Here is a 21,576-nt window from a genome sequence, read left to right as displayed (position 1 = left end):
GAGCAGGTCCACAAGACACCTGCTCTTTGTTCGTTATAGGTATAGGGTAGAGAATCAATCGACACGAAGCGAATTTAACTAATTTTTCTTTTTTGTAATTCCATTTGGTTTAGAATTAATCGAAGCTGCTGTTTTTCCTCTTCTGAAAGATTGGTGAACTTTACACCATAAGAGACCTCTTTACGATGGTATTTTTCTTCTTTCCGGATAAGGAAACCATTAAGACAAAAAGGGTGGTCTTCTATGTCGAATTCAATATCAATCATTATGCTTTGTCTGACAGGAAGATTACAGTCACTTAAAAGTTTTAGTCCTCCAATACTAATATTCTCAACCTTCCCATCAAACTTTCGATACCGCAGTTTCTCTAGTTGGCTATTTTCAAAATCCTTTAGGGTAATACGACACGCTATGTTTTTCACATTCACTCTAAAATTCTCTCGCTTATTATCACTATTTGCGGAAGCATCTAACTTTTCAACGTTTAGGCTAGTTGGTTGATTCTTTAGCCTAACAAGGTTTTTATACTGTTTTAATAAAAGAACTAGCATGAGAACAATGATTAACAATTGCATGAGCAATATGTAGATCATCGCCCCGCCCTCTGTGATATAAATATTTTTTTATTAGGAGGAAATAGTTCATAGGTTTTCTGTTGACTTAAACAGTATAAATCATTAATAATCTTATTAGGAAAAGTTGTAAATTTTGGAAGCAAAATTGTCGATGGGAAGACATTTACAAACATTTTTTCTGCTTTTCTGAAAAATCCTGCTGCAAAGTGGGTCAAGCAAGCTTTGTGGACAGACCGCGAATCTGTTTCATAAAGCTTATTTGTTTTTTGCTTTGTGACAAACTGGTAATTCGACTTATCCTCTTTTCGGTTACGAACATGGATAGGCATTTTTACCTACAACTCCTTTCGAAATAAAAACAGGTAAACCATTGTCTTGGTTTACCTGTTTAAGGTTTTTTCGGTAACCCGGCCGCCATTGCAGTTCTTGCTTTAGGCCCGTGGTTTTGCGTCCTTTTCTTTCAAAAAGTTTGCCATTGTCGGTAAACCATATTTAATTTTTGTTGTTACTTTAATTTTATTACCTATCAATAAATTCTGTCAATATCCTATTATAATTTTCCTGCGTATTTTTACCTAACCAAATGTAAAATAATGGAATATAAGAGCAAGAAAAGCACAGGGCGCCTTGCACACAGCCTTGGATTTTTTTATACTTTCTTAGCTTTCAAAAAACAACGCAAGCGGTTATCCACTTGCGCACATATATACCTTGTCTCTTTTATCTACTAATTCTTGCTTCCCGTTGCCTAAAATCAATTCCGTTATAATATGTATTTTTAACTAAGATATTTGGTCCTAAGCATTGGACTTTTGGGCAATGACATTTGAGCTCGTTTGCAACCTTTGAATCTATCCAACGGTCATAAGCATCTGTTAACATGGTGTCCTTAATATTTCCTAGGGAAGGAACATCACCGAAATCGGTAACAATAACTTCTCCAGTGAAAATATTAACATTTAAGCGCGAGCGACCATCTGGATCATTCCTAACCGTAACATTTTTACTTTTGTACAAACGTTCAAGTAAAGCGAGGTCATCTTCTTTATTGTTACACGGATAAAACGGTAATGTACCAAATAGCATCCAAACATTTTCGTCTCGATGATCAAGGAGCCGGTGAATCGCCTCTTTTATTTCATCTAGCTCTAGTGTTTCTAAGTTACTAGCAAAATCAACCGGGTACATCGGGTGTATTTCATGTCGAGTACAGCCCATAGCTAGCACGTGGTCATGGATTTCTTCTAAGTATGGAAACGTACGCTTATTTAACATCGTTTCAGCCGAAACCATTACCCCCGCTCTCGACAAGCGCTTTGCGTTCTCAACCATCCGGTAAAAATATTTTTCTCGATTTTCAACGGACGGTTTCCGCTCCATTCTAGCAAAGCCAGTTTCTACAAACTCCTCAACACGTCCCCAATTATGAGAAATATGCAAAACGTCCAAGTAGGGAACAATTTCTTCATACCGCTGATACGGAAGGGTCAAGTTTGAATTCATTTGGGTTTTAACCCCTCGTGCATGGGCATATTTTAATAAAGGAAGCACGTAATTACGAACGGATTTTTTTGACATCATAGGTTCGCCGCCGGTAATACTAATTGTTCGTAAATGTTCCACTTCATCTAACCGTTGTATAAGAATATCAAGCGGCAATGCATCTGGGTCAACCGCTTGTAAATCGTAACCAACCGCACAATGTGCACAACGCATGTTGCATAACGTTGTCGTAGTGAATTCGACACTTGATAACACCATCTTACCATGTACTTCAATGTCCCGATACGCTTCCCACGGATCACTTGCAGGATGCACGTTATCTTTTAATAGGTTCATAGCCATAGTGAAAACTCCTTTCTATTTATATTGATATTTATTTATCGTATCACAAATTATTAGGATGGTATATTGAGGTTGGTTTTTCCGTATTTCTTCCTTAACCCTTTGAACAATTATTCTGCCTCTAATAAATCTTCATCATTTTCTAACTGTTTTTCTGCCTTTGCAAGCTTTTCATACATATCTAGTTTGGCAAGTTTTTTTCATATGTATCGATACTCATCACAACCAAAGGCCATAACCATTTTTCGTTATATAAATCGATTCTCCACTTTTATGGAAGAGATCGGAAATCTCATTAATGTTCCTTAAGTCGTTTATTGGTCGAATTTCAGGAATTGAAATCAACTCCTAATTTATGTCATGCAGCACAAAACTTTCTATTATAAAGAAAAAACGCAACCAATTGTGGCTACGTCTTTTAAATCGATGGAGATGGAGCATAGCGGGCTCGAACCGCTGACCTCTACACTGCCAGCGAAGCGCTCTACCGCTTTTGTTACTTGCACTGCCCTAATTCGAACAAGCTACAAAAGCCACTGATAATCCTGCCTACAATCTACAATATAATCAACATATACATGGCTGTTCTTTATTTGATAAACCATAAGATAACGTTTTCCGAATAATAACTTCCGGTATCTATTACTTGGTATAGAGGGGTCAGAAAGCAATGGGTTCCGTTCTGGGATGGATTCTAAGGATTTAGCTGAAACTGTAAAATCTTCAATAAGTTTTTCTGCACCTTCATTACTTACATTAGTCAAAAACCTAGTATGAGATACGAGCATTTCAGTAGCTTTATCCGAAATAATTACTGTATATCTTTTATCTGCTTTTTCCATTCATAACCTCTTTTATAGCATTCTTCATCATGGATGCTACATCATCAATGGAATTACCTTGTTTTCCGTTTAACCTATCTTCTTCAGTTGCCACCAAGTTTTCCCTTAATCTGAGCATACTTTCACGTCTTACAAATGCTTCAATATCCATCACAACTAAATCACCCTCCCCATTTCTAGTAAGATAGACTGGTTCTCCTGTTTCTTTACACATTTGTGATATTTGATTATAATTTTTCCTGATTACTGCAGAAGGTTTAATATTCAATATTCACGCACTCCCCGTAGTATTATTTGATACTCATGATATCCTTATTGTACTACAATCTATGTTACAATATAAAGAACTTCACCTTTTTATGATTTAAATAAAAAAAACGCAACCTCACTTTACTTTGGGGCTAAATGCTTTATTTAAAAAACAATCATCGTCAAATAGTAAGTGAATACGCTAACTTTTAATAGCTAAATATCAGCACATAAGTTAAAATACAAATGTCTAAAGGAAATAATAGATTTTCACTTCCCTTACCATTTCTATTACCTCAGAAGCTTCAGAATTCTATCACCTCCCACTTTACTTTTCGAGTCACTTAAATCCACTTTAAAAAGGACGTGCTTACCATTCCACAATTTGAACAAGCTTTTAACGACTGGCTTCAAAAAAATATTTCTGCAGAGACTAATCATAGGAGACGAGAAATATTGGAGAAAGGATTGGGACATGGAACGATTGAATTCCTTCGTCTCATATGGTTTCCCACCGTAGGAAATTTTGATCATTTGTACCCGGAATGGGAGGTTCGTGATTTTAATAATGGTTATCGCTATCTCGATCTTGCCTATATGCCTGGAGGTGCCAAAGGAGGTATAGAAATACAAGGGTACGGACCTCATGCTAGAGATCTTGATGTCAGAAGGTTTAAGGACTTATGCTGGAGGCATTCTTTATTGGCTCTTGATGGTTGGACTTTATTACCTATCGCTTATTTATCCATTAAAGACGAACCCAAACAATGTCAGCAGCTTATTCTTGCTTTTATCGGCAAATTCATTTCCGGTCCAGCGCCTTCCTGCTTAACATGGGTCGAAACAGAGATTATTCGTTTTGCTCGACGTTTACTACGTCCAATTACACCTCGTGAAGTGGCTGATCACCTCAATGTAAGCGACCGCCAAGCTAGACGCCTTTTACATAAAATGGTTGATTCCCAGTTCCTAAAAGAAGAGAGTGGCAATGAACGAGTACGCAAGTATAGTCTAAGGTAAGTCACCGGACATTTAATCACTTATTTTTAAGATATTGCTTCATTTTCAAGGATTAGTGGACATTTATTCCGCTATTCATCTAAAATATGATTGTTTTTAGCGAATTCCTCATAAATAACGGAAAAAATGTCCGTATAACCTCTTAAATCAGGCATTTATGAAGAAATAACGGAACGAATGTCCGCTGAACAATCCATTAAAAGCAAAAACGACACCCACCCTCGCTTAAACGAGAAAAAGTGTCGTTAGATGGAGCATAGCGGGCTCGAACCGCTGACCTCTTCGCTGCCAGCGAAGCGCTCTCCCAGCTGAGCTAATGCCCCTTATTCAATTTCAACAGAGTTAATTATATACTACAAACGTTTACTCAAGCAAGAGCCTTTTTTAAGAATATAAGCAAGAAAAGCACAGGTACCAAGGCTTAAGTAGTCTCTAGTTAAGCCAATAATCGGGTGGTGACAATGCACCGCCCGATTATTGGATAGGGTCTTTCTCTTGGATTTCTTCGACTTGGCGGAATAGGTTTTGGTCTTGATTCGTTGATGGATTATAGATGACGACTGGCGTTCCGACTTTGTTTCCAATCATTTCAATCGCCTTTTTCAAATCAGCAATATCCTTTTTGGTTGCGTAGGAATGTTTCTCTTCAATTTCAATACCAAGGTTCCCACTGACCTCTAAAGTTACCGACTTAAGCATAGTTATATCATTTATTTTTTTCATCCTAAGTTTCATTTTCAACTCGTCTTCCGGCACTCTTGCTCGTTTTAAATTTTTTGATATGATCTCTCCATTTTTGACAAGCAAAATTGGTTCGCCCATCACAAATCGCTTGAACGATGGGAAGGCCATTTGCAATAGCGAAATGATAATGACTCCGCCAACAATTAGGCCACCATGATAAACGCTTAGCCAAGTGTATTCTGATTTGAGCGGGTGAACTAACACTGTCCCTAGCCCAATCATTATTACAACTTCACTTGGCGTTGCTTGTGATATCGTTCGTTTACCAGCGAATCTTAACAATAGAATCGCAACTAATAAGTAGATAATTGCTTGAATCCAATCAGCCATATTAAACCTCCTCTTCATTAGCTTGTGTCACTGGCCAATTTTTTATGAGGAGGTATTCATTAGCTACCTTCGTAAAAGAGGCAATGAGCAGCACCTGAACGAGCCACCTGATTTAATAATTTCGGAAAAATCAACTTCAATAACCGTATAGCCCTTCTCACGCAGCTGTTGATTGACTTGTTTGTTTTGCGGCATGCTTATGATTTTATTATTACCGATTGCCAAAACATTTGTACCTAGTGTCAGTTCCTCTTCTTTTGGAATCTCAATCAAATGATAATGACTTGCCAAAAGCTGATATTCCTTTTGCTCAAAGGCCTCCGGATAGATAAGTGCTGTTTCTCTACCAACAATATTAAAAGCACAGTCTAAGTGAAGGATTCGTTTTTCAATCGGAACAGCAGTAACCTGATGGGACGGTAGCAGCTCTTGTAGTGCTTCGACTGCTTGATAAGTGGTTCGGTCACTAATCCCTACCCAGACCTTGTCACCATCAATAATGACATCGCCGCCTTCCATCGATTTTTGTTCAAACTGCAGGTAGGATATACTACGATCATCCAACGCCCGCTTTAATACATCTACCTCGTGAATTCTAACCGCTTGCCCCATCTGTGACACGATAAGCTCGGGACCAATGACATACCCAATATCTCTCGTAAATACTTGCTCATGAAATTTGGGCTCTGGGGTTAACTCGATTACGTCTATTTGATGATCTTTCAATACTTGAACAAATTCTCGGTGTTGATCCATTGCTATATCCACATCAATGTTTTCTTCTTTATAAAGCTTCTGTGTTTCGTTAATAATTTTCTTTATTTCCATATATTTGGGTGAACATACGACGACACGTTGTAAAGGATCATACTCATTACGACAACTAATCTCCGCGTACTCACTTTCCAATTCTGCTTGCATAATTATTCCTCCCTCAAGTTTTCAACTAATATTATAAATTAGTCGGTCCCTGCCTGTTGTTTCAATCATGTATGCTTCACCATCTGTTGTAACGACAATGTTCCCCAGTTTAGCTGTAGAGTAAATCGTCGTGCCTACTTCAAGTAATCGGTCGACAACGTCACGCACAGGATGGCCATAGGGATTGTCCTTGGCGTATGATAAAATGGCCCGTTCTGGTCTGACTTCTTGTAAAAATTGATAGGAACTAGACGTTGCAGAACCATGGTGGGCTACTTTTAGAAATTCTGCTTCTACATTGTATAAATCAGCGATAGCTTTTTCCTGTTTTTGTTCGACATCGCCCATGAAAAGAAAATCCATGTCTTTATAACGTAATGCTAGTGAAATGGATGCTTCATTATTTGATGAAAAGTTGCTTGTATGGTTCAACATCTTTAAGCGAATATTTTCAGCTAGTTTTATCGTCTCATTTGATTTTGCAATAGTAACTGGAATATTATGTTGTTCAATTACCTTTAAATAATCTAAATAAGTATTGGTATAATATAATTTACCACTATCAACCAATTTGTTCACTTCAAATGTTGCTAGTACAGGAATCAATCCTCCTATATGATCAATGTCTGGGTGGGTGGCCACAATTAGGTCTAACTGTTTTATGTTTTCTTTTTTTAAATAGTCAACTACTTTTCTTCCTGCTTTTGGTGGCCCACCGTCGATTAACACCGTTTTACGATTGGGTAGTTCGATTAATATACTATCGCCTTGACCGACGTCAATAAAGTGGACTTTCATATGAGGTGCATTACTATCAAGTTTGCCCATTTTATCGGCTTGAACAAGTTGATTTGGTAAAATAACGACAAATAGTGAACATATAAGTAGGATAACTCTTTTCACGACCACATCCCCTTTTTTCACAAAGAGTAATTAAGCCTTTCTTATTTTTTTCAACATAACGGGGAATTATGTACAAACGAAAGGGATAGGCCTTTTTCACAAAGCCTACCCCAATTCCTTTATGCTTTTTCTATTGTAATTTCGTTATCGACAAATTGAACAGTTAACTCGTTACCCTGTTCTTCTTCCAAAATAAAATCAGTAATTTTATCCTCGACTTGGTCTTGGATAACACGACGTAATGGACGTGCACCAAAGCGTGGATCATAACCCTTATCAGCTAAATATTGTTTTACTTCCTCTGAAACAGAAATGCTATATCCTTCTTCTTCTAAGTTTTCACTTAATTCTTCTAACATCAAATCAACAATTTTAATTAGATCCGCTTGCGTCAATTGGTTAAACGGAATAATTGCATCCAACCGGTTTAGGAATTCTGGTTTAAAATAGTCACTTAATGTTTCTAGCGTAGAAACTGCTTCATTATTTGCCTTGTTAAATCCGACAGTAATCTGTTTTGTTCCGGTACCAGCATTTGACGTCATGATGATGACTGTTTCTTTAAAACTAACGGTACGTCCATGAGAGTCTGTTAAATGCCCATCCTCCATAATTTGCAAGAACATGTTTTGAACGTCCGGATGTGCCTTTTCAATTTCATCGAGCAAAATTAAGCTATACGGATTTCGACGAACTTTCTCCGTTAACTGACCTGCTTCCTCATGGCCAACGTAGCCTGGAGGCGATCCAATGATTTTTGAAACTGAGTGTTTTTCCATATACTCACTCATATCAAGTCTAATTAACGATTCTCTTGTACCGAATAGTTCTTCAGCTAAAGCTTTTGTTAATTCTGTTTTACCGACACCTGTTGGTCCAACGAACAGGAAAGAGCCAATCGGACGGTGCTTTGACTTAAGTCCAGCACGGCTACGACGAACTGCTTTTGCAACTTTCTCAACTGCTATATCCTGGCCGATTACTTTAGCGCTTAGGTTTGCACGTAAATTCTTCATTTTAGCTTGTTCATCCGCCTGAATTTTCCGAACCGGGATACCGGTCTTCTCTTCAATAATTAACTCGATGTCCTCGACTGTAACAGAAGCTCGCGGTTGCTCCTTCGTTTCGTTTAACTTTTTCTCAAGCATTAACTCTTGATGCCTTAGATTTGCAGCTCGTTCGTAATCTTCTTTCTCCGCGGCCTCTTGCTTTTCTTTATTAATCTCATCTAGTCGCTTTTGGATAGATTCTGTGTCTGAATCTGAGTTAGCTAAATTTAATCTTGAACCAGCTTCATCTATTAAATCAATTGCTTTATCAGGTAAAAATCTGTCCTGCAAGTAGCGATGAGATAATGTTACTGCTGCTCGAATCGCCTCATCGTTATATTGGACATGGTGGTATGCTTCATATTTATCTTGAATTCCTTGTAAAATGAATACTGCTTCTTCTGTTGTTGGTTCTTTGACCATTATTGGTTGAAAGCGGCGCTCAAGCGCAGCATCTTTCTCAATTTGACGATATTCTTTTACTGTTGTAGCACCTACGAGTTGCAGTTCGCCTCGTGCTAGTGCAGGTTTGAGGATATTTCCGGCATCCATCTGTGAGCCTTCTGCTGTTCCTGCCCCAACTAAAAGATGGATTTCATCGACAAACAAAATAACGTTGTTTCGCTCCTGTAATTCAGAAACTAGTTGTTTCATTCGTTCCTCAAATTGACCTCTCATACCCGTATTGGCGACTAGGGATGCGACATCAAGAATATATATTTCTTTGTTAAGTAATTTTGATGGCACGTTACCCTCAACTATTTTCAATGCAAGACCTTCTGCAATGGCAGTTTTACCTACACCAGGCTCCCCAATTAAAACAGGGTTATTTTTATTCCTTCTATTTAAAATCTCAATTACACGTTTCACTTCTTGCTCACGTCCAATTACAGGATCAATTAATCCAGCTCGTGCAGCATGGGTCAAATTGCGACCAAGCCCGTCCAACAAGCCACCTCTTCCAGCTTGTTTATGTCCGCTTGCTTGTTGAAACCCTTGCTTTTTGTCTGCCCCACTGAAGAAGCCATTAAAATCAATTGGTCCTTGTCCTGAGGAGAAACCACTTGGATTTTTTATCTGATTTTGTATTTCTTTATAACAAATATCACATACATGTAATTGTTGGGTTTGATCATTAAATCGAAGGGAAATATTAATATTAGCTTTACGATCTCCACAATGTTGACATTGCATAGTAGACTTCCTCCTTCAATTGGTTATCATTAATCGAATGGCCAACTTTGACTTTGACTATATTTGACCTTTCCTTGTTTCTATTATACTTTGACCTTTTTTGACTTTCAAGTATTAAATTAGAATTTTTATAAAAAAAGCGAAAGACGCGCCTGTTTCACCCCCGACAAGCGTTAGATAAGCCTCGTAGAAAAGCGCAAGCGTCTTGGTTAGACTAAGGAAGGCTAAGAAGTGGAGCACAATTGACTACCGTTTGACCGCTGGTAGGGCTCGGTCGGGCGTTAATATCGTTCTTTAACTACCGGTTTACCTAGGATTGACTTATGCCCCCCTACCTCTACGAAAACAGCCTAACGAAAAAACTACCACCCCTGATTTAATCAAGGAATGGTAGTCTTTCCATACTTATTGCTTCCACTGGGATTAATAATAAACCTAACACAATTAATATCAACCAAGTTATTTGTTTAACCACGAACCCGTCCCCCTGTTCGCATTTCTTTTACGTACATATTATCACATTCACACACAAAACAGGGAGATGTCGTTAAATTTTCTTACTAACTATTTGCATACTGTTCTTTTTTTCTTAATTCGATTCGGCGAATTTTACCAGACGATGTTTTCGGTAACTCATCAATGAACTCAATTTTCCTTGGGTATTTATACGGTGCTGTCATCTGCTTCACGTGGTCTTGTAACTCTTGAACTAAACTATCGTCCGCTTTTACATTGTCTTGAAGAACGATAAATGCTTTGACAACATTACCGCGAACTTCATCAGGACTAGCAACAACGGCGCATTCTTTAACGGCACGGTGCTTGACTAATGCATCCTCAACCTCAAACGGTCCAATTGTATAACCAGAGCTAACAATAATATCATCACTTCGTCCTTCAAACCAAAAATAACCCTCTTCATCCATCGAAGCTTGGTCTCCTGTTACGTAAAAGTTACCGCGTTGCGACTTCAACGTACGTTCCAAATCTTTGTAATATTCTTTAAACAAGGCAGGTGTATCAAGTGGTATTGCAATATCACCTACTTGTCCAACAGGTACAGGATTACAGTCCTCATCAATTAATTGAACATCATTACCTGGTGTTGGTTTTCCCATTGAACCGGGTTTCACCTTCATCCCTTTTAAAAACCCAAGTAATAATGTGTTTTCTGTCTGACCATATCCATCTCTGACCGTAACATTAAAATAGTGCTGAAACGTATCAATTACTTCACGGTTAAGTGGTTCACCCGCCGAGACCGCACTATGCAGATTTGGCAATTTGTAGTCAGATAGGTTATCTACTTTAGCCATTAACCGATATTCCGTTGGTGTACAGCAAAGAACATTAATGGAATAGTCTTGTAACAACTGTAGATATTTTTTTGGATTAAATTTCCCGTTATACACAAACCCTGTTGCGCCGGAGCCTAAAACAGATAATAGCGGACTCCATACCCATTTTTGCCAACCAGGTGCTGCAGTTGCCCACACTATATCACCTTCATTGACACTCAACCAATTTTTCGGTGCAGTCCGTAAATGGGCATAGCCCCATGCATGGGTATGAACAACACCTTTAGGATGACCTGTTGTTCCGGAAGTATATGGTAAAAATGCAATATCATCCCTTTTTGTTTCAACAATGGCTAATTCATCAGATGCCTCTTCTTTTAATTTATCTAAATAGGACCAACCCGCAACTTCCTCACCAATGCTAAACTTTTTTAACTCTTCTAGTTCTTCTATTTCATTAAATTGATTCGCAAACGGATGATAACAAACAATCCCACTTACCTCACCATGAGAAATCCGGTACTGCAAATCCTTCGTGCGCAGCATTTCAGAGCTTGGAATTAAAATGATTCCTGTTTTAAGTGCTGCAAGGTACACTTCATAGGACTCGATTAACCGAGGAATCATGACTAGTAGCTTATCACCTTTTTTCAAACCACTTGCTAAAAACGCATTCCCCACCTGATTTGCGTTGCTAATTAGTTTTTGATAGGTGATTTCTTTGACGTTTCCTGCTTCATCATGCCAAATTAATGCTTTTCGATCAGGATTATCTGCATATTGCTCCATTTCCATTGCGATATTATAATCTTCTGGCGCAATTAAGTCCTCTTTTAACACACTATCGCCCCTCAGTTTTAGTAGTAGATTCTAATACTTGTTATTATATCAACTTTTAGAAGCCTAGTTAAGCATTAGCCCCTGCGAGGAATTAGATTACGACATTATTTTTTTCAACTTTAGGAAATGCTAGCAAAATGTGTCACTATTTCCCGGGAAATAGCGAATGATAAATTATTCAATACTTCGCCAAAGTGTCATCGTCGCATAGCTTCGATACGGGTGCCAATCCTTGCTCCAGTCTGTTATTTCCTCTAGTGAAGGTTTCTTTTCTAGCTGAAAATAGCGTTTCAATGCGTTTTGAATTCCTATATCTGTTTTCGGCAAAAAGTTATTACGCCCATTCCCAAACAATAACCAGCCTTCTGCCGTCCATTTGCCGATTCCTCGTATTCGGGTCAATTTATGTAATACTTCTTCATCTGAATCTTGACTAAGTTCACCTAGGTCCAGTTGGCCACTTGCAATAAGCCTAGATGTGTCAATCACATATTCTGCTTTCCGCTGACTAAATTGCAGTTCCCGTAATTCTGAATAAGAAATATTCGCAACAACGTCAGGGCTAGGATAGAACCAAACACCGTGATGTTGTTCTCCATATGTTTGTACAAACCTGGCACTTAATGTATGGGCAAACTTCATGTTCAGTTGTTGATGAATGATTGTTTTGACGAGTGACCAAAACAAATCAAAGTCCTTTACTATCGGTGTCCCTGGATAATGCTCTACTAAGGAATCTAAATTAGTTCCGCTCAAGTGCTTTCCAATTATGTCAAGGTCTTTAGCCCACTGAAACAAATCAGAAACCCTTTCCAATGTTAGTTGTTTGTCTTCTTCGTCAGCACCGATAATTTCAAAAACTGGTTGCCGTGTACTTCCAACTGCTTGTACCTCTGCCACCGTTTTCTTTCCGTCCATAGTTAACGGAACATGTATTTTTTTGTTGGCTAAATCAAGCTTGTTTAACGGATCCATCGCCAATCGTTTTAAAACATAATCAAAATCATAACTAAAGCTCGTTTGGACTACTTCTTTCCACATTTTTCATCACTCCTTTCTTATCTATTAAGAAAATATAGACGTGTTTGGATTTTTCCTTTCCTATTCTTTGTAAAAAACGCTTGGATGTGTATCCAAGCGTTTTTTGTCACCAATTATAAAATTAAAAACCTATTATTGGTTCAGGCAAAATATCCTTCATCACTAGGTCATCCAAGCTTCGGAAAGAATACCCTTGTTTACGAAGATCATCAATCATATACGCCAGCGCCTCAGCATTATCTTTTGATACTGTATGGAGTAATATGACAGCACCAGGATGTATTTGATCCATTACTTGCTGATATGCCTTTTTCCAACCTTTTTGTGAATCTGTATTCCAATCAACAAACGCTAAAGACCAGAAAACGTGGGTATAGCCAAGTTCATTTGCCCATTGGATAGACTGTTTATTAAATGTTCCTCGCGGTGGCCTTACATATTGCATTTCTTTTTGATCTGTTATTTTCGCCACTGCTTCCTCAAGTGACTCTAATTCTTCCTTCATCTTTGCTTTAGACAGCTTCGTAAAATCTGGGTGATGGTACGAATGGTTACCAACAATATGCCCTTCGTTAACCATTCGTTTAACTAATTGTTCTTGGTCTTCTACATAATGACCGGTAACAAAAAATGTAGCTGGTACCTTTTTTTCCTTGAGAACGTCTAATACTTTTCCTGTATACCCTTCTTCATACCCATTGTCAAACGTTAAATAAACTACCTTATCCCCTGAATTATCTAGGTAATACCCACCTAGGTCATCTAGTATATTTTTATAAACACCAACGTCTGGTGGTTGATGGTTTGTGTTTTTCTTAAAGCCCCAGCCATAGCTCTTCGCTTGAATGGACATTGGTAACAGCATCAAACATATAATAAAGAGAAATATTTTTTTCAACGTTTATCACCCACTTCTTTTTTTCTTATTTTGCGGGTGAAAAACAGTTTCTATACAAGGAAAACCTTGTTAGAACAGATATGTATTTGGACAAAAAAAGTAACCGGTTAAACAGCACCGGTTCAAATGACATGCTACCTATATATATTAAGTGACCGAGAGACAAAAGTGGGGACTTTGCTCTTTATATGGTATGAGGTATAGGCTTGTTTCATACCAATTAATGAAGATCCTGTTCCATTCTTTCAATGATGCGAATTAGCTGATCAATGTCGTCAATCGACATTTTTGCCGGATCAAGGGAATCCAAGCGTAACAAAAACCCTTGTAACTGTTCCTTCAGTTGTTCCACTTTAGCTTTTTGTTCCATTTTTTCCACTCCTAATTAACTCTTTTGCGATCTTTAGGTTAAGCCAGTTGTAAGTGTAATAAAAAGTAATTGCCGATGTCTAGTTACATCCATTATTACAGGCAGCCTTACTTTGCATACATTAATGATAGGTGGAATTGTATTCTTTTAAAGGAATGGGAGCTTTCTGATATGAATCAACTCTTTAATATAATTGATGACACTTATTTTTTGAAATTATTATTTGCAGCTGCCCTTGCTTTGATCACATACTTTTTGTTAAAGCGTGTGATACTTCTTTTTTTCAACCACACACACCTTTTAAAAGACAAAAACGAAAATACGCTCGAATCAATTCTAATATCACTTTTTAAATATAGCACAACCATTGGCTTTATCGCCTATTCTTTGACGGTGTTTGGTGTTGAATTTGGAAATCTGTTAGCAGGTGCAGGTGTAATCGGAATCCTGATTGGCTTTAGTGCTCGGAGCATCATTCAAGATTTAATTACAGGTCTTTTCATTCTTTATGAAAAACAATTGAAACAAGGTGACTATATTCGAATCAACAGCAAACATGAGGGTGTCGTTGAAAATATCAGCCTCCGTTTTCTTCGGATTCGAAAATGGTCTGGAAGTCTGCTCTCAATTAGTCATGCTAAAGTGAATACGATAGAAAATTACAACAAAGAAAAAATGCGAGTCATTACCCAACTCACTGTCAGTTTTTATGAAGACCCAGAAAAAATAATCTATTTACTCGAGCAAATTTGTGCCCGTCTAAATGAAGAACTCGATTATTTTTTATTAAAAGACGAAAGGGGCATTTCACTTGAACCATTTACCATGTATGGTCTTACGTCAATAAATGATGACTATCGTGGATATCAATATACGATTACAGCACTTGTAAAACCTGAACAGTATTTTACTGCAAAGAAACAAGCAGAATATTGGATAGCAAAAACACTTTATGAATCTGGTGTACGACTTGCCGAACAATATATCGACACAAGAGCTAATCAACTCTTCAAATAATAAATAAGGAAAGGATGGCTTCTGAACAGTCATTTCGGAAACCATCCTCCTACTTTATTTATTTCAATTGAAAGGAAAAGGATACATGGTCTTGAATGGGGATCCAAGCACCAATACCTTGACGAGTTACGTTTTTGACAACAAGTTTTTTCTCAGAACCTTTTAGTTCTAAGTATACCTCACCAAAGGTTACTTGACCTTTTTCACTTACCGCTGGAGCAAAAGCGTTTAACGTGCCAATCTTTTTGGCTGGAATACCATAGGAGTTATCCTTTTTCGTTCCTTGTCCAACGACAGTATGAAACGATAGTGGTAAATCGGTTTGTTCCTTTGCGTTTAAAATCAACATTTTCTTCACTTGATCAGGCTTTGTAATCTTAGCCGTTAATCCACCTTTAACATGCTTTTCTTGTTTTTGGTTGTAGCTCATTGATTTTTGACTTTTGCCACCTAAGTTATTAAGCTCATTCGTATTAATTTTTTGGTATTCCCAGTTAATATTTGTTTCCTTCGATTTGTAATTTAATGGCCAATGCCCTAAATACACCATTCCTCTATACCCAAACGCGATTGGTGATGGACGTAAAGATGTTTCATTCAACATTTTTATCAGGTCTGGATTTTCAATTTCCACCTCTGATTCAGCTATTAATTCTTCTACTAAATCACTTGGCTCAAGCACAACTTCATCCTTCGTAGAGTTTGGATACGTGTTTTCTTTTGAAATGTTTAAAACATGACTTGGGATTTTGTCTTTTTCGTCATTCTTCTCTTGCTTTTTTTCTTCACCATTTATTGAGAAAGGAGCAATGATAGTGAACAATGCAACAATCGCAAATAAAAATATCTTTTTCATGCGTCCCATCCTTTCTAAATTTTTTTTTATTATTTTCGGGACGCAGGAAAGTTATTCAATTACGAAAAAGTAAATTACTCCCTATATTGGGAACAAAAGCGCAAGCGCCTTGCCCACCCCTGAAAAGCGTAAGACAAGTTCTTTGCTCATGTAACCTTTTTTACTTTCTTATCTCTTATCTGTTTCAATAGTGCATTAATTTCTCCGCCAATAATGAGAATGATACCTGTAATATAAAACCAGATCATTAATACAATAACCCCACCTAAACTGCCATACGTAGCAGAATAGTTACTAATCGTATTCACATAATAGGAAAATATTAACGATACAGCTTGCCAGCCGATAGTTGCAAAAGCTGCCCCAACAGTTACATCTTTGATATGGACACGTTTATTCGGGGCTAAAATATATAATGATAAAAGAACAATAAAAAAAACAATTGATGAAATTACCCATCTAAGTGTATTCCATGCTTGAACGAAACCAGCAGATAAACCAACAAAAGAAAACAAAAATACACCTATGGCTTTACCAAAAATCGGTAATAAAAAAGCGATAACAATGACAAATAGCATCGCAATTGTGAGAATAATTGCAATAAATCTCGATACGATAAACGACCGATTTTCCTCCACCTCGTAGGCATGGTTAAGCGAACGCATAATTGCATTTATCCCGTTTGATGCGGACCATAATGTACCAATAATCCCAATCGATAATAATCCACCATTTTTGTCTCGCGATACTTCCGTGATATTTTCCCTTAATAACTTAACTGTTTCTTCTGGTGCATAGTCTGAAATAAATTGAATCACATGTAATTCTGGAATTGGCAAAAATCCAACTAACGTTACTAAGAATAAAAGGAAGGGAAAGAGTGATAACAAAAAAAAGTAGGCCAATTGTGCTGCTAATCCAAAAACATCGTCACGCATCACTCGTTTTACAAGTTTTTTTAACAAGGTAAAGAGTTGTACCAACAAATTCCCCTCCTATTTGATTACCTAAGCTTAGTTCTCATTCTTCTTTTCTAGGGCATCAAGTGTTTCTTCGATTTGGGTTAACATCTTAATCGTCGAATTGACCCCAACCGATAAATAATTGGCAAAATCGTCATATCCTTGTCTAAAACGCCTAACAGCTGTAGACGGATGCTCTATGTAATATTTTGTTCCTGAATAAGATGCCTTTACGTTATCGATTAATTCGGTTCTTGTTTGGCGGTCAATCATTGCAACAATGCCTCCAACAACTGCACCTATCAGCATCGATTTCACTACTTTTTTATTTTTCATCTTTACTCACTCCTACGATAATTGGTGTTCTGATTTAATTCGTTCGAGTAATTGTTGACAGCCTTGCAACACAAGTTCATACGTGTACTCAAAATTTTTGGTGAAGTAGGGGTCTGGTACATTTTTATCGACTATTCCTGGAACAAAATCCAGCAAACGAGCAACTGTCACCTGTTCACTTTCACCAATTTCTTTTAAATCCTCTACATTTTTTTCATCCATTGCAATAATATAATCAAAATCCAAAAAATCGGTGTTAGAAACCTGTCGTGCTTTCATGCCCTGATAAGAAATAGATAATCGGTCCAAAATATCTCTTGTTCCTTGATGTGGGGGATTGCCAATATGCCAATGTCCAATTCCAGCAGAATCTACTTGAAATTTATCTTCAAGCCCTTCTTTTTGAATTAAATCACGGAATACTGCCTCTGCCATTGGTGACCTACAAATATTTCCTAAACATACAAACAATATCTTAATCACTACTTAACCACCTTATATTATTTTATTAAATTATTATACAAAACTTATTTTAATAGACATTAAGTCGCTGCTATGTATATTATAATACCTTTTATAAAAGAAATTTCGAACAAAATCACCTCTTTTTGTTCTCGCATTGGCCAAATCGACACCCCTTCATCTTGGCCTTAGCTCATCTTACCAACCACGTTAGTTCTTTTATAAAATTTAAGTAAAAGGTATATATCCCTTATTCCCGAAATGATATACTAGTCTGTAGCAAAACGTTGTACCCATTATAGTAGTAAAGGAGCTTGATATCATTGGTTTTAAACGAAATTAAAAATCTCCAATTTTACAGTCAACTTTCTGTGAAACAAATTGAAGACCGCCTGTTAATTACAGCAGAATTCCCTAAAGCGTTTCTTGCTAAACATAAACTTGTTCAGCCATTTCTCTATGTTACCTTATATGTCCGGGGCGGGGCACTCATAAAAATAATTGATGAAGGTACAGTTGAGATCCATTCCCCGACAAAAAAAGATATTGCACCTACAACCTACAACCAAATTATATTGTACGCAATGAAATACGCGCCGCAGTTTAAACATTTATCCATTCCAGAATCGATAAAGTTGGATAAGTGGGGCTATTAAATTCCAAATAATTTATTAGATATTTTCGTACTGTATTTTTTAAAAACAGAAGACCCACTTAATTTTCTTTTTTTGAGCATCAGTTCATATTGTATTTCTTTTTCAGTTATCCGTTTATTTATGTCTGCTTTCTCACTATCATTTTTAGCAGCTTTTAACAGTTTTCTTAACGTAACTAATTCTTTGTTTACCTTTACTTCTTCTGGTAAATAGCCTGTATTTTTCATCATGTGATAACTTGCTCTTAACTCTTCGGGGACATGGTCTAAGTTCTCCAATTTCAGCGGCTTACCTTTCCCCGGTAAATTATCCAACTGTCCGTCTTTGATTGCCTGTTTAATCTTTTCCTCAGCCATTATCGAAAAAAAATCCATACCTACCCTCCTAACTATTTAAAAGCTGTGTATCAGGATTAACCGAATTTATGTTACCCATTATTTCCTGTAAGTGTTGCCAATTTTTTCGTTAGTGATTCACGTAAAGAAGACGCTAGCTCATCTACGTTTAGAATTACCTCGATTCCCTTTGCATTGTTACGGTCATGAAACAGAATGCGGTGGATAAAGGCAATGCTCACTTGCTGTTTTTTTTGGTCAATTAATTGTAGCTGATCGCTATTTGTCACATTCCCCTCTTCTAGCACGCGAAAGTAATAACCAGTATAGCCTGTCTCTGTTACTACGGCTGGTATATTTTTAATGGAATGAACGTCAGCTATCTTGTAACAGGGCTGCCTTGGTTGGGACACTTGAATCGTTGCATGGCCTAATTTATAGATATCTCCTATACATACATCCTTTTCAGTTAGTCCACTAATAGTAATATTTTCACCAAACGATGGTACCTTAAATGGTTGTTTGAACCTCGTCTCCCAATAGTGATAATGGTCAAACGGATACATTAATAACGCTTTATCTTCCCCGCCATGATTTTTCGTGTCTGCTTGCCCGTCTTTAGTAAAACCAGTTTTCGAAAGCCAATCTGATTGCATTTGTTCCTTGATAAAGCCTGTATGTAGTTCCTTTCCATTTAACACATGTGTAGTTGGTTTACCAGCACTTAACGCATAAATAGCATACTTCATTTGAATCTCACTCCAATTGTTATTATCACACAAATTCCCTTATTTAATAAGATAAAAAGGCAGAGGTGTCTAGTAGCAAGGGATTTTCTTCTATCATAGCAAATTGTTTGATAAGCATCACGGTTTATTCTAAAAAGAATAGGTGTTACAATCGCATTGGAGTAAGAAATATTAGGGAGAGGATGATAGGAATGCACGTAGGTAGTAAAGGATGGTACGTAGAAGAATTGAAAAGCTTAGGTGTACGAACATACGAGGGACGTAAAATAGAAAAATATAAAAAACACGTCCTTGCAAACCTATTAGAAGAGAAAAAGAACTAACCAAATCCAATACTTCATACTCTTTTTTATGTTATTAGAAACAGAAGCTTGATAGGCTTCTGTTTTTTTACAAGATCCTTTCCATTTATTACTAACGAGAAAACCCCCATAAAAATAAGCAATACCGAGAAAAATATAAGTAGAAATTTACAGCGATGGAGGAACTAACATGTTTGCAAGTGCTGAAATCGGAATTGATCTAGGAACCGCAAATATCCTTGTATATACGAAAGCTAAAGGAATTGTTCTCAATGAACCTTCCGTAGTTGCAATAGATACGAAAACAAAGCAAGTGGTTGCAGTAGGTACGGAAGCTAAAGAAATGGTCGGAAAGACACCCAGGCATATTGTTCCAATTCGCCCACTGAAAGATGGGGTCATTGCTGATTATGACGTTACTGCCCAAATGTTAAAGGTAATTTTAAAAAAAGTAAGCAAAAAGCTTGGCACATCACTTCGAAAGCCTACAGTTGTCGTATGTACGCCATCCGGAAGCACAACCGTTGAAAGAAGAGCGATTCATAACGCAGTGAAAAGTTTTGGTGCAAAAGAGGTTCACTTAATCGAAGAGCCAATTGCAGCAGCTATTGGCGCAGGCTTGCCAGTCGAAGAACCAATCGCCAGTGTGATTGTAGATATTGGTGGTGGAACAAGTGAAGTTGCAATTATTTCCTTTGGTGGCGTGGTCTCCTGTCGTTCTGTCCGTACAGGTGGAGATAAGATGGATGAAGCAATTGTCCAGTATATCCGTAAGAAATTCAACGTGTTAATAGGAGAGCGAACGGCTGAAAACATTAAAATGGAAATAGGTTATGCTCTTATCGAGCACGAGGAAGAATCAATGGAAGTTAGAGGCCGTGACCTTGTTACTGGACTTCCTAAGGTAATCACAGTTACATCTACACAAGTACAAGCAGCAATTCGAGAATCTTTAGAAGCTATCCTCGAAACAGTACATGCTACTTTAGAGGATTGCCCACCTGAATTAAGTGGGGACATTGTCGATAACGGTGTAACAATTACAGGTGGCGGTGCCTTAATCAAAGGGATGCAGGAATGGTTAAGTAGTGAGATATACGTGCCGGTCCACCTAGCACCGAGTCCACTCGAATCAGTTGCTATCGGGACAGGACAATCACTAAAAATGATTCACAAACTAGAAAAAGCAGTAAAATAAGAAAAGCGCTAGTCGCCCCTTCGAAACAAGAAAACCACTTACTTCTAAGTTGATTTCCGCACCGGGCAGGGAAGTCACTTTCCCGGTAGGGGCTGTTCGTATTAAGGGTGAATTCGGACTCGGTTCACTGGATTTTGCCTTTCTCTGTCCAAATTAAGGGTGAATTCGGACTCAGTTCACTGGATTTTGCCTTTCCATGTCCGAATTAGGGGTGAATTCGGACTCAGTTCACTGGATTTCGCCTTTCCATGTCCGAATTAAGGGTGAATTCGGACTCAATTCACTGGATTTCGCCTTTCTCTGTCCAAATTAAGGGTGAATTCGGACTCAGTTCACTGGATTTCGCCTTTCTCTGTCCGAATTAGGGGTGAATTCGGACTCAATTCACTGGATTTTGCCTTTCCATGTCCGAATTAGGGATGAATTCGGACTCAATTCACTGGATGTTGCCTTTCCATGTCCGAATTAAGGGTGAATTCGGACTCAATTCACTGGATTTCGCCTTTCTCTGTCCGAATTAGGGGTGAATTCGGACTCAATTCACTGGATTTTGCCTTTCCATGTCCGAATTAGGGGTGAATTCG

General features: G+C 37.7%; 23 protein-coding genes, 1 tRNA gene and 1 riboswitch. Of the genes, 5 read left to right on the top strand and 19 right to left on the bottom strand.

Annotated features, from left to right (window positions below):
* Positions 1-74: 74 nt before the first annotated feature.
* The 4 genes from NC799_RS14970 to NC799_RS14955 form a co-directional block, all read right to left on the bottom strand.
* Positions 75-593 (bottom strand): PilZ domain-containing protein, encoded by a 519-nt coding sequence (locus NC799_RS14970; RefSeq protein ID WP_272447248.1) that lies wholly within the window; start codon positions 591-593, stop codon positions 75-77.
* A 380-nt stretch (positions 594-973) separates the two neighbouring features.
* Positions 974-1,059: riboswitch (cyclic di-GMP riboswitch) on the bottom strand.
* 236 nt (positions 1,060-1,295) lie between these two features.
* The gene (gene yfkAB, locus NC799_RS14965) at positions 1,296-2,420 is read right to left on the bottom strand and encodes a radical SAM/CxCxxxxC motif protein YfkAB (RefSeq protein WP_272447247.1); all 1,125 of its coding nucleotides are present in this window, start codon (positions 2,418-2,420) and stop codon (positions 1,296-1,298) included.
* A gap of 524 nt (positions 2,421-2,944) precedes the next feature.
* On the bottom strand, positions 2,945-3,262 hold the full coding sequence (locus NC799_RS14960) for a type II toxin-antitoxin system RelE/ParE family toxin (RefSeq protein ID WP_272447246.1): 318 nt from the start codon (positions 3,260-3,262) through the stop codon (positions 2,945-2,947).
* Positions 3,246-3,530, bottom strand: coding sequence for a type II toxin-antitoxin system Phd/YefM family antitoxin (locus NC799_RS14955; protein ID WP_272447245.1), 285 nt, complete (start codon positions 3,528-3,530; stop codon positions 3,246-3,248). The genes NC799_RS14960 and NC799_RS14955 overlap by 17 nt, the downstream gene beginning before the upstream one ends.
* A 356-nt stretch (positions 3,531-3,886) precedes the next feature.
* On the opposite strand from NC799_RS14955, the gene NC799_RS14950 reads away from it, so the two are divergent.
* Positions 3,887-4,531 carry a transcriptional regulator gene (locus tag NC799_RS14950; RefSeq protein ID WP_272447283.1) on the top strand — a complete coding sequence of 215 codons (645 nt, stop codon included), beginning with the start codon at positions 3,887-3,889 and terminating at the stop codon, positions 4,529-4,531.
* 250 nt (positions 4,532-4,781) lie between these two features.
* Here the strand turns inward: NC799_RS14950 and NC799_RS14945 are convergent.
* The 9 genes from NC799_RS14945 to NC799_RS14905 all read right to left on the bottom strand — a co-directional run bounded on the left by NC799_RS14945 (position 4,782) and on the right by NC799_RS14905 (position 14,119).
* A tRNA-Ala gene (locus NC799_RS14945) sits at positions 4,782-4,854 on the bottom strand.
* 151 nt (positions 4,855-5,005) lie between these two features.
* Positions 5,006-5,605 carry a DUF421 domain-containing protein gene (locus tag NC799_RS14940; protein WP_272447244.1) on the bottom strand — a complete coding sequence of 200 codons (600 nt, stop codon included), beginning with the start codon at positions 5,603-5,605 and terminating at the stop codon, positions 5,006-5,008.
* A 63-nt stretch (positions 5,606-5,668) separates the two neighbouring features.
* The gene (locus NC799_RS14935; protein ID WP_272447243.1) at positions 5,669-6,526 is read right to left on the bottom strand and encodes a dimethylarginine dimethylaminohydrolase family protein; all 858 of its coding nucleotides are present in this window, start codon (positions 6,524-6,526) and stop codon (positions 5,669-5,671) included.
* 21 nt (positions 6,527-6,547) lie between these two features.
* Positions 6,548-7,429 carry a ComEC/Rec2 family competence protein gene (locus NC799_RS14930; protein WP_272447242.1) on the bottom strand — a complete coding sequence of 294 codons (882 nt, stop codon included), beginning with the start codon at positions 7,427-7,429 and terminating at the stop codon, positions 6,548-6,550.
* 119 nt (positions 7,430-7,548) lie between these two features.
* A complete protein-coding gene (locus NC799_RS14925) occupies positions 7,549-9,672 on the bottom strand; it encodes an ATP-dependent Clp protease ATP-binding subunit (RefSeq protein ID WP_272447241.1) in 2,124 nt (707 codons plus the stop codon).
* Positions 9,673-10,232: 560 nt separating this feature from the next.
* Positions 10,233-11,810, bottom strand: a complete 1,578-nt coding sequence (mbcS, locus tag NC799_RS14920) for an acyl-CoA synthetase MbcS (RefSeq protein ID WP_272447240.1) — start codon at positions 11,808-11,810, stop codon at positions 10,233-10,235.
* A 174-nt stretch (positions 11,811-11,984) separates the two neighbouring features.
* Complete coding sequence (locus NC799_RS14915) at positions 11,985-12,851, bottom strand: DNA-3-methyladenine glycosylase family protein (protein ID WP_272447239.1); 867 nt, start codon at positions 12,849-12,851, stop codon at positions 11,985-11,987.
* Positions 12,852-12,972: 121 nt separating this feature from the next.
* A complete protein-coding gene (pdaA, locus tag NC799_RS14910; RefSeq protein WP_272447282.1) occupies positions 12,973-13,716 on the bottom strand; it encodes a delta-lactam-biosynthetic de-N-acetylase in 744 nt (247 codons plus the stop codon).
* Positions 13,717-13,969: 253 nt separating this feature from the next.
* The gene (locus NC799_RS14905; protein ID WP_272447238.1) at positions 13,970-14,119 is read right to left on the bottom strand and encodes an SE1561 family protein; all 150 of its coding nucleotides are present in this window, start codon (positions 14,117-14,119) and stop codon (positions 13,970-13,972) included.
* Between the two features lie 171 nt (positions 14,120-14,290).
* Here NC799_RS14905 and NC799_RS14900 point away from each other — a divergent pair, with 171 nt between their 5' ends.
* Positions 14,291-15,136 (top strand): mechanosensitive ion channel family protein, encoded by an 846-nt coding sequence (locus NC799_RS14900; RefSeq protein WP_272447237.1) that lies wholly within the window; start codon positions 14,291-14,293, stop codon positions 15,134-15,136.
* A 58-nt stretch (positions 15,137-15,194) separates the two neighbouring features.
* Here the strand turns inward: NC799_RS14900 and NC799_RS14895 are convergent, their stop codons facing one another.
* From NC799_RS14895 to NC799_RS14880, 4 genes are all read right to left on the bottom strand, one after another.
* Positions 15,195-15,992 carry a YfkD famly protein gene (locus NC799_RS14895; RefSeq protein WP_272447236.1) on the bottom strand — a complete coding sequence of 266 codons (798 nt, stop codon included), beginning with the start codon at positions 15,990-15,992 and terminating at the stop codon, positions 15,195-15,197.
* Between the two features lie 146 nt (positions 15,993-16,138).
* Positions 16,139-16,975, bottom strand: a complete 837-nt coding sequence (locus NC799_RS14890) for a YihY/virulence factor BrkB family protein (protein WP_272447235.1) — start codon at positions 16,973-16,975, stop codon at positions 16,139-16,141.
* 30 nt (positions 16,976-17,005) lie between these two features.
* Positions 17,006-17,290 carry a hypothetical protein gene (locus NC799_RS14885; protein WP_272447234.1) on the bottom strand — a complete coding sequence of 95 codons (285 nt, stop codon included), beginning with the start codon at positions 17,288-17,290 and terminating at the stop codon, positions 17,006-17,008.
* A 12-nt stretch (positions 17,291-17,302) separates the two neighbouring features.
* Entirely contained in the window at positions 17,303-17,773 is a 471-nt protein-coding gene (locus NC799_RS14880; RefSeq protein WP_272447233.1) for a low molecular weight protein-tyrosine-phosphatase, read from the bottom strand.
* A 302-nt stretch (positions 17,774-18,075) separates the two neighbouring features.
* On the opposite strand from NC799_RS14880, the gene NC799_RS14875 reads away from it, so the two are divergent.
* Positions 18,076-18,408 (top strand): hypothetical protein, encoded by a 333-nt coding sequence (locus NC799_RS14875; protein ID WP_272447232.1) that lies wholly within the window; start codon positions 18,076-18,078, stop codon positions 18,406-18,408.
* Here NC799_RS14875 and NC799_RS14870 read toward each other — a convergent pair.
* On the bottom strand, positions 18,405-18,782 hold the full coding sequence (locus NC799_RS14870) for a DnaJ family domain-containing protein (RefSeq protein ID WP_272447231.1): 378 nt from the start codon (positions 18,780-18,782) through the stop codon (positions 18,405-18,407). The genes NC799_RS14875 and NC799_RS14870 overlap by 4 nt on opposite strands.
* Positions 18,783-18,835: 53 nt before the next feature.
* Entirely contained in the window at positions 18,836-19,492 is a 657-nt protein-coding gene (locus NC799_RS14865; RefSeq protein ID WP_272447230.1) for an MOSC domain-containing protein, read from the bottom strand.
* Between the two features lie 191 nt (positions 19,493-19,683).
* Here NC799_RS14865 and NC799_RS14860 point away from each other — a divergent pair, with 191 nt between their 5' ends.
* Complete coding sequence (locus NC799_RS14860; RefSeq protein ID WP_272447229.1) at positions 19,684-19,815, top strand: YflJ family protein; 132 nt, start codon at positions 19,684-19,686, stop codon at positions 19,813-19,815.
* Between the two features lie 169 nt (positions 19,816-19,984).
* Positions 19,985-20,992: a rod-share determining protein MreBH gene (gene mreBH, locus NC799_RS14855; RefSeq protein ID WP_272447228.1), complete on the top strand. Its 1,008-nt coding sequence runs from the start codon at positions 19,985-19,987 to the stop codon at positions 20,990-20,992.
* Positions 20,993-21,576 lie beyond the last annotated feature (584 nt).

It is taken from the genome of Aquibacillus salsiterrae, from assembly GCF_028416595.1.
Taxonomy (GTDB): domain Bacteria; phylum Bacillota; class Bacilli; order Bacillales; family Amphibacillaceae; genus Aquibacillus_A; species Aquibacillus_A salsiterrae.
Note: the sequence above shows the minus strand (reverse complement) of the source record. Positions and strands in the feature narration are given on the sequence as shown.

Bases quoted from the DNA above. Each gene is read 5' to 3' on its own strand.
- NC799_RS14935 (WP_272447243.1), bottom strand. From the start codon at position 6,526: ATGCAAGCAGAATTGGAAAGTGAGTACGCGGAGATTAGTTGTCGTAAT.
- NC799_RS14865 (WP_272447230.1), bottom strand. From the start codon at position 19,492: ATGAAGTATGCTATTTATGCGTTAAGTGCTGGTAAACCAACTACACAT.
- mreBH (WP_272447228.1), top strand. From the start codon at position 19,985: ATGTTTGCAAGTGCTGAAATCGGAATTGATCTAGGAACCGCAAATATC.
- NC799_RS14970 (WP_272447248.1), bottom strand. From the start codon at position 593: ATGATCTACATATTGCTCATGCAATTGTTAATCATTGTTCTCATGCTA.
- NC799_RS14870 (WP_272447231.1), bottom strand. From the start codon at position 18,782: ATGGATTTTTTTTCGATAATGGCTGAGGAAAAGATTAAACAGGCAATC.
- NC799_RS14885 (WP_272447234.1), bottom strand. From the start codon at position 17,290: ATGAAAAATAAAAAAGTAGTGAAATCGATGCTGATAGGTGCAGTTGTT.
- NC799_RS14925 (WP_272447241.1), bottom strand. From the start codon at position 9,672: ATGCAATGTCAACATTGTGGAGATCGTAAAGCTAATATTAATATTTCC.
- NC799_RS14905 (WP_272447238.1), bottom strand. From the start codon at position 14,119: ATGGAACAAAAAGCTAAAGTGGAACAACTGAAGGAACAGTTACAAGGG.
- NC799_RS14895 (WP_272447236.1), bottom strand. From the start codon at position 15,992: ATGAAAAAGATATTTTTATTTGCGATTGTTGCATTGTTCACTATCATT.
- NC799_RS14940 (WP_272447244.1), bottom strand. From the start codon at position 5,605: ATGGCTGATTGGATTCAAGCAATTATCTACTTATTAGTTGCGATTCTA.
- NC799_RS14900 (WP_272447237.1), top strand. From the start codon at position 14,291: ATGAATCAACTCTTTAATATAATTGATGACACTTATTTTTTGAAATTA.
- pdaA (WP_272447282.1), bottom strand. From the start codon at position 13,716: ATGCTGTTACCAATGTCCATTCAAGCGAAGAGCTATGGCTGGGGCTTT.
- NC799_RS14860 (WP_272447229.1), top strand. From the start codon at position 19,684: ATGCACGTAGGTAGTAAAGGATGGTACGTAGAAGAATTGAAAAGCTTA.
- NC799_RS14960 (WP_272447246.1), bottom strand. From the start codon at position 3,262: ATGGAAAAAGCAGATAAAAGATATACAGTAATTATTTCGGATAAAGCT.
- yfkAB (WP_272447247.1), bottom strand. From the start codon at position 2,420: ATGGCTATGAACCTATTAAAAGATAACGTGCATCCTGCAAGTGATCCG.
- NC799_RS14915 (WP_272447239.1), bottom strand. From the start codon at position 12,851: ATGTGGAAAGAAGTAGTCCAAACGAGCTTTAGTTATGATTTTGATTAT.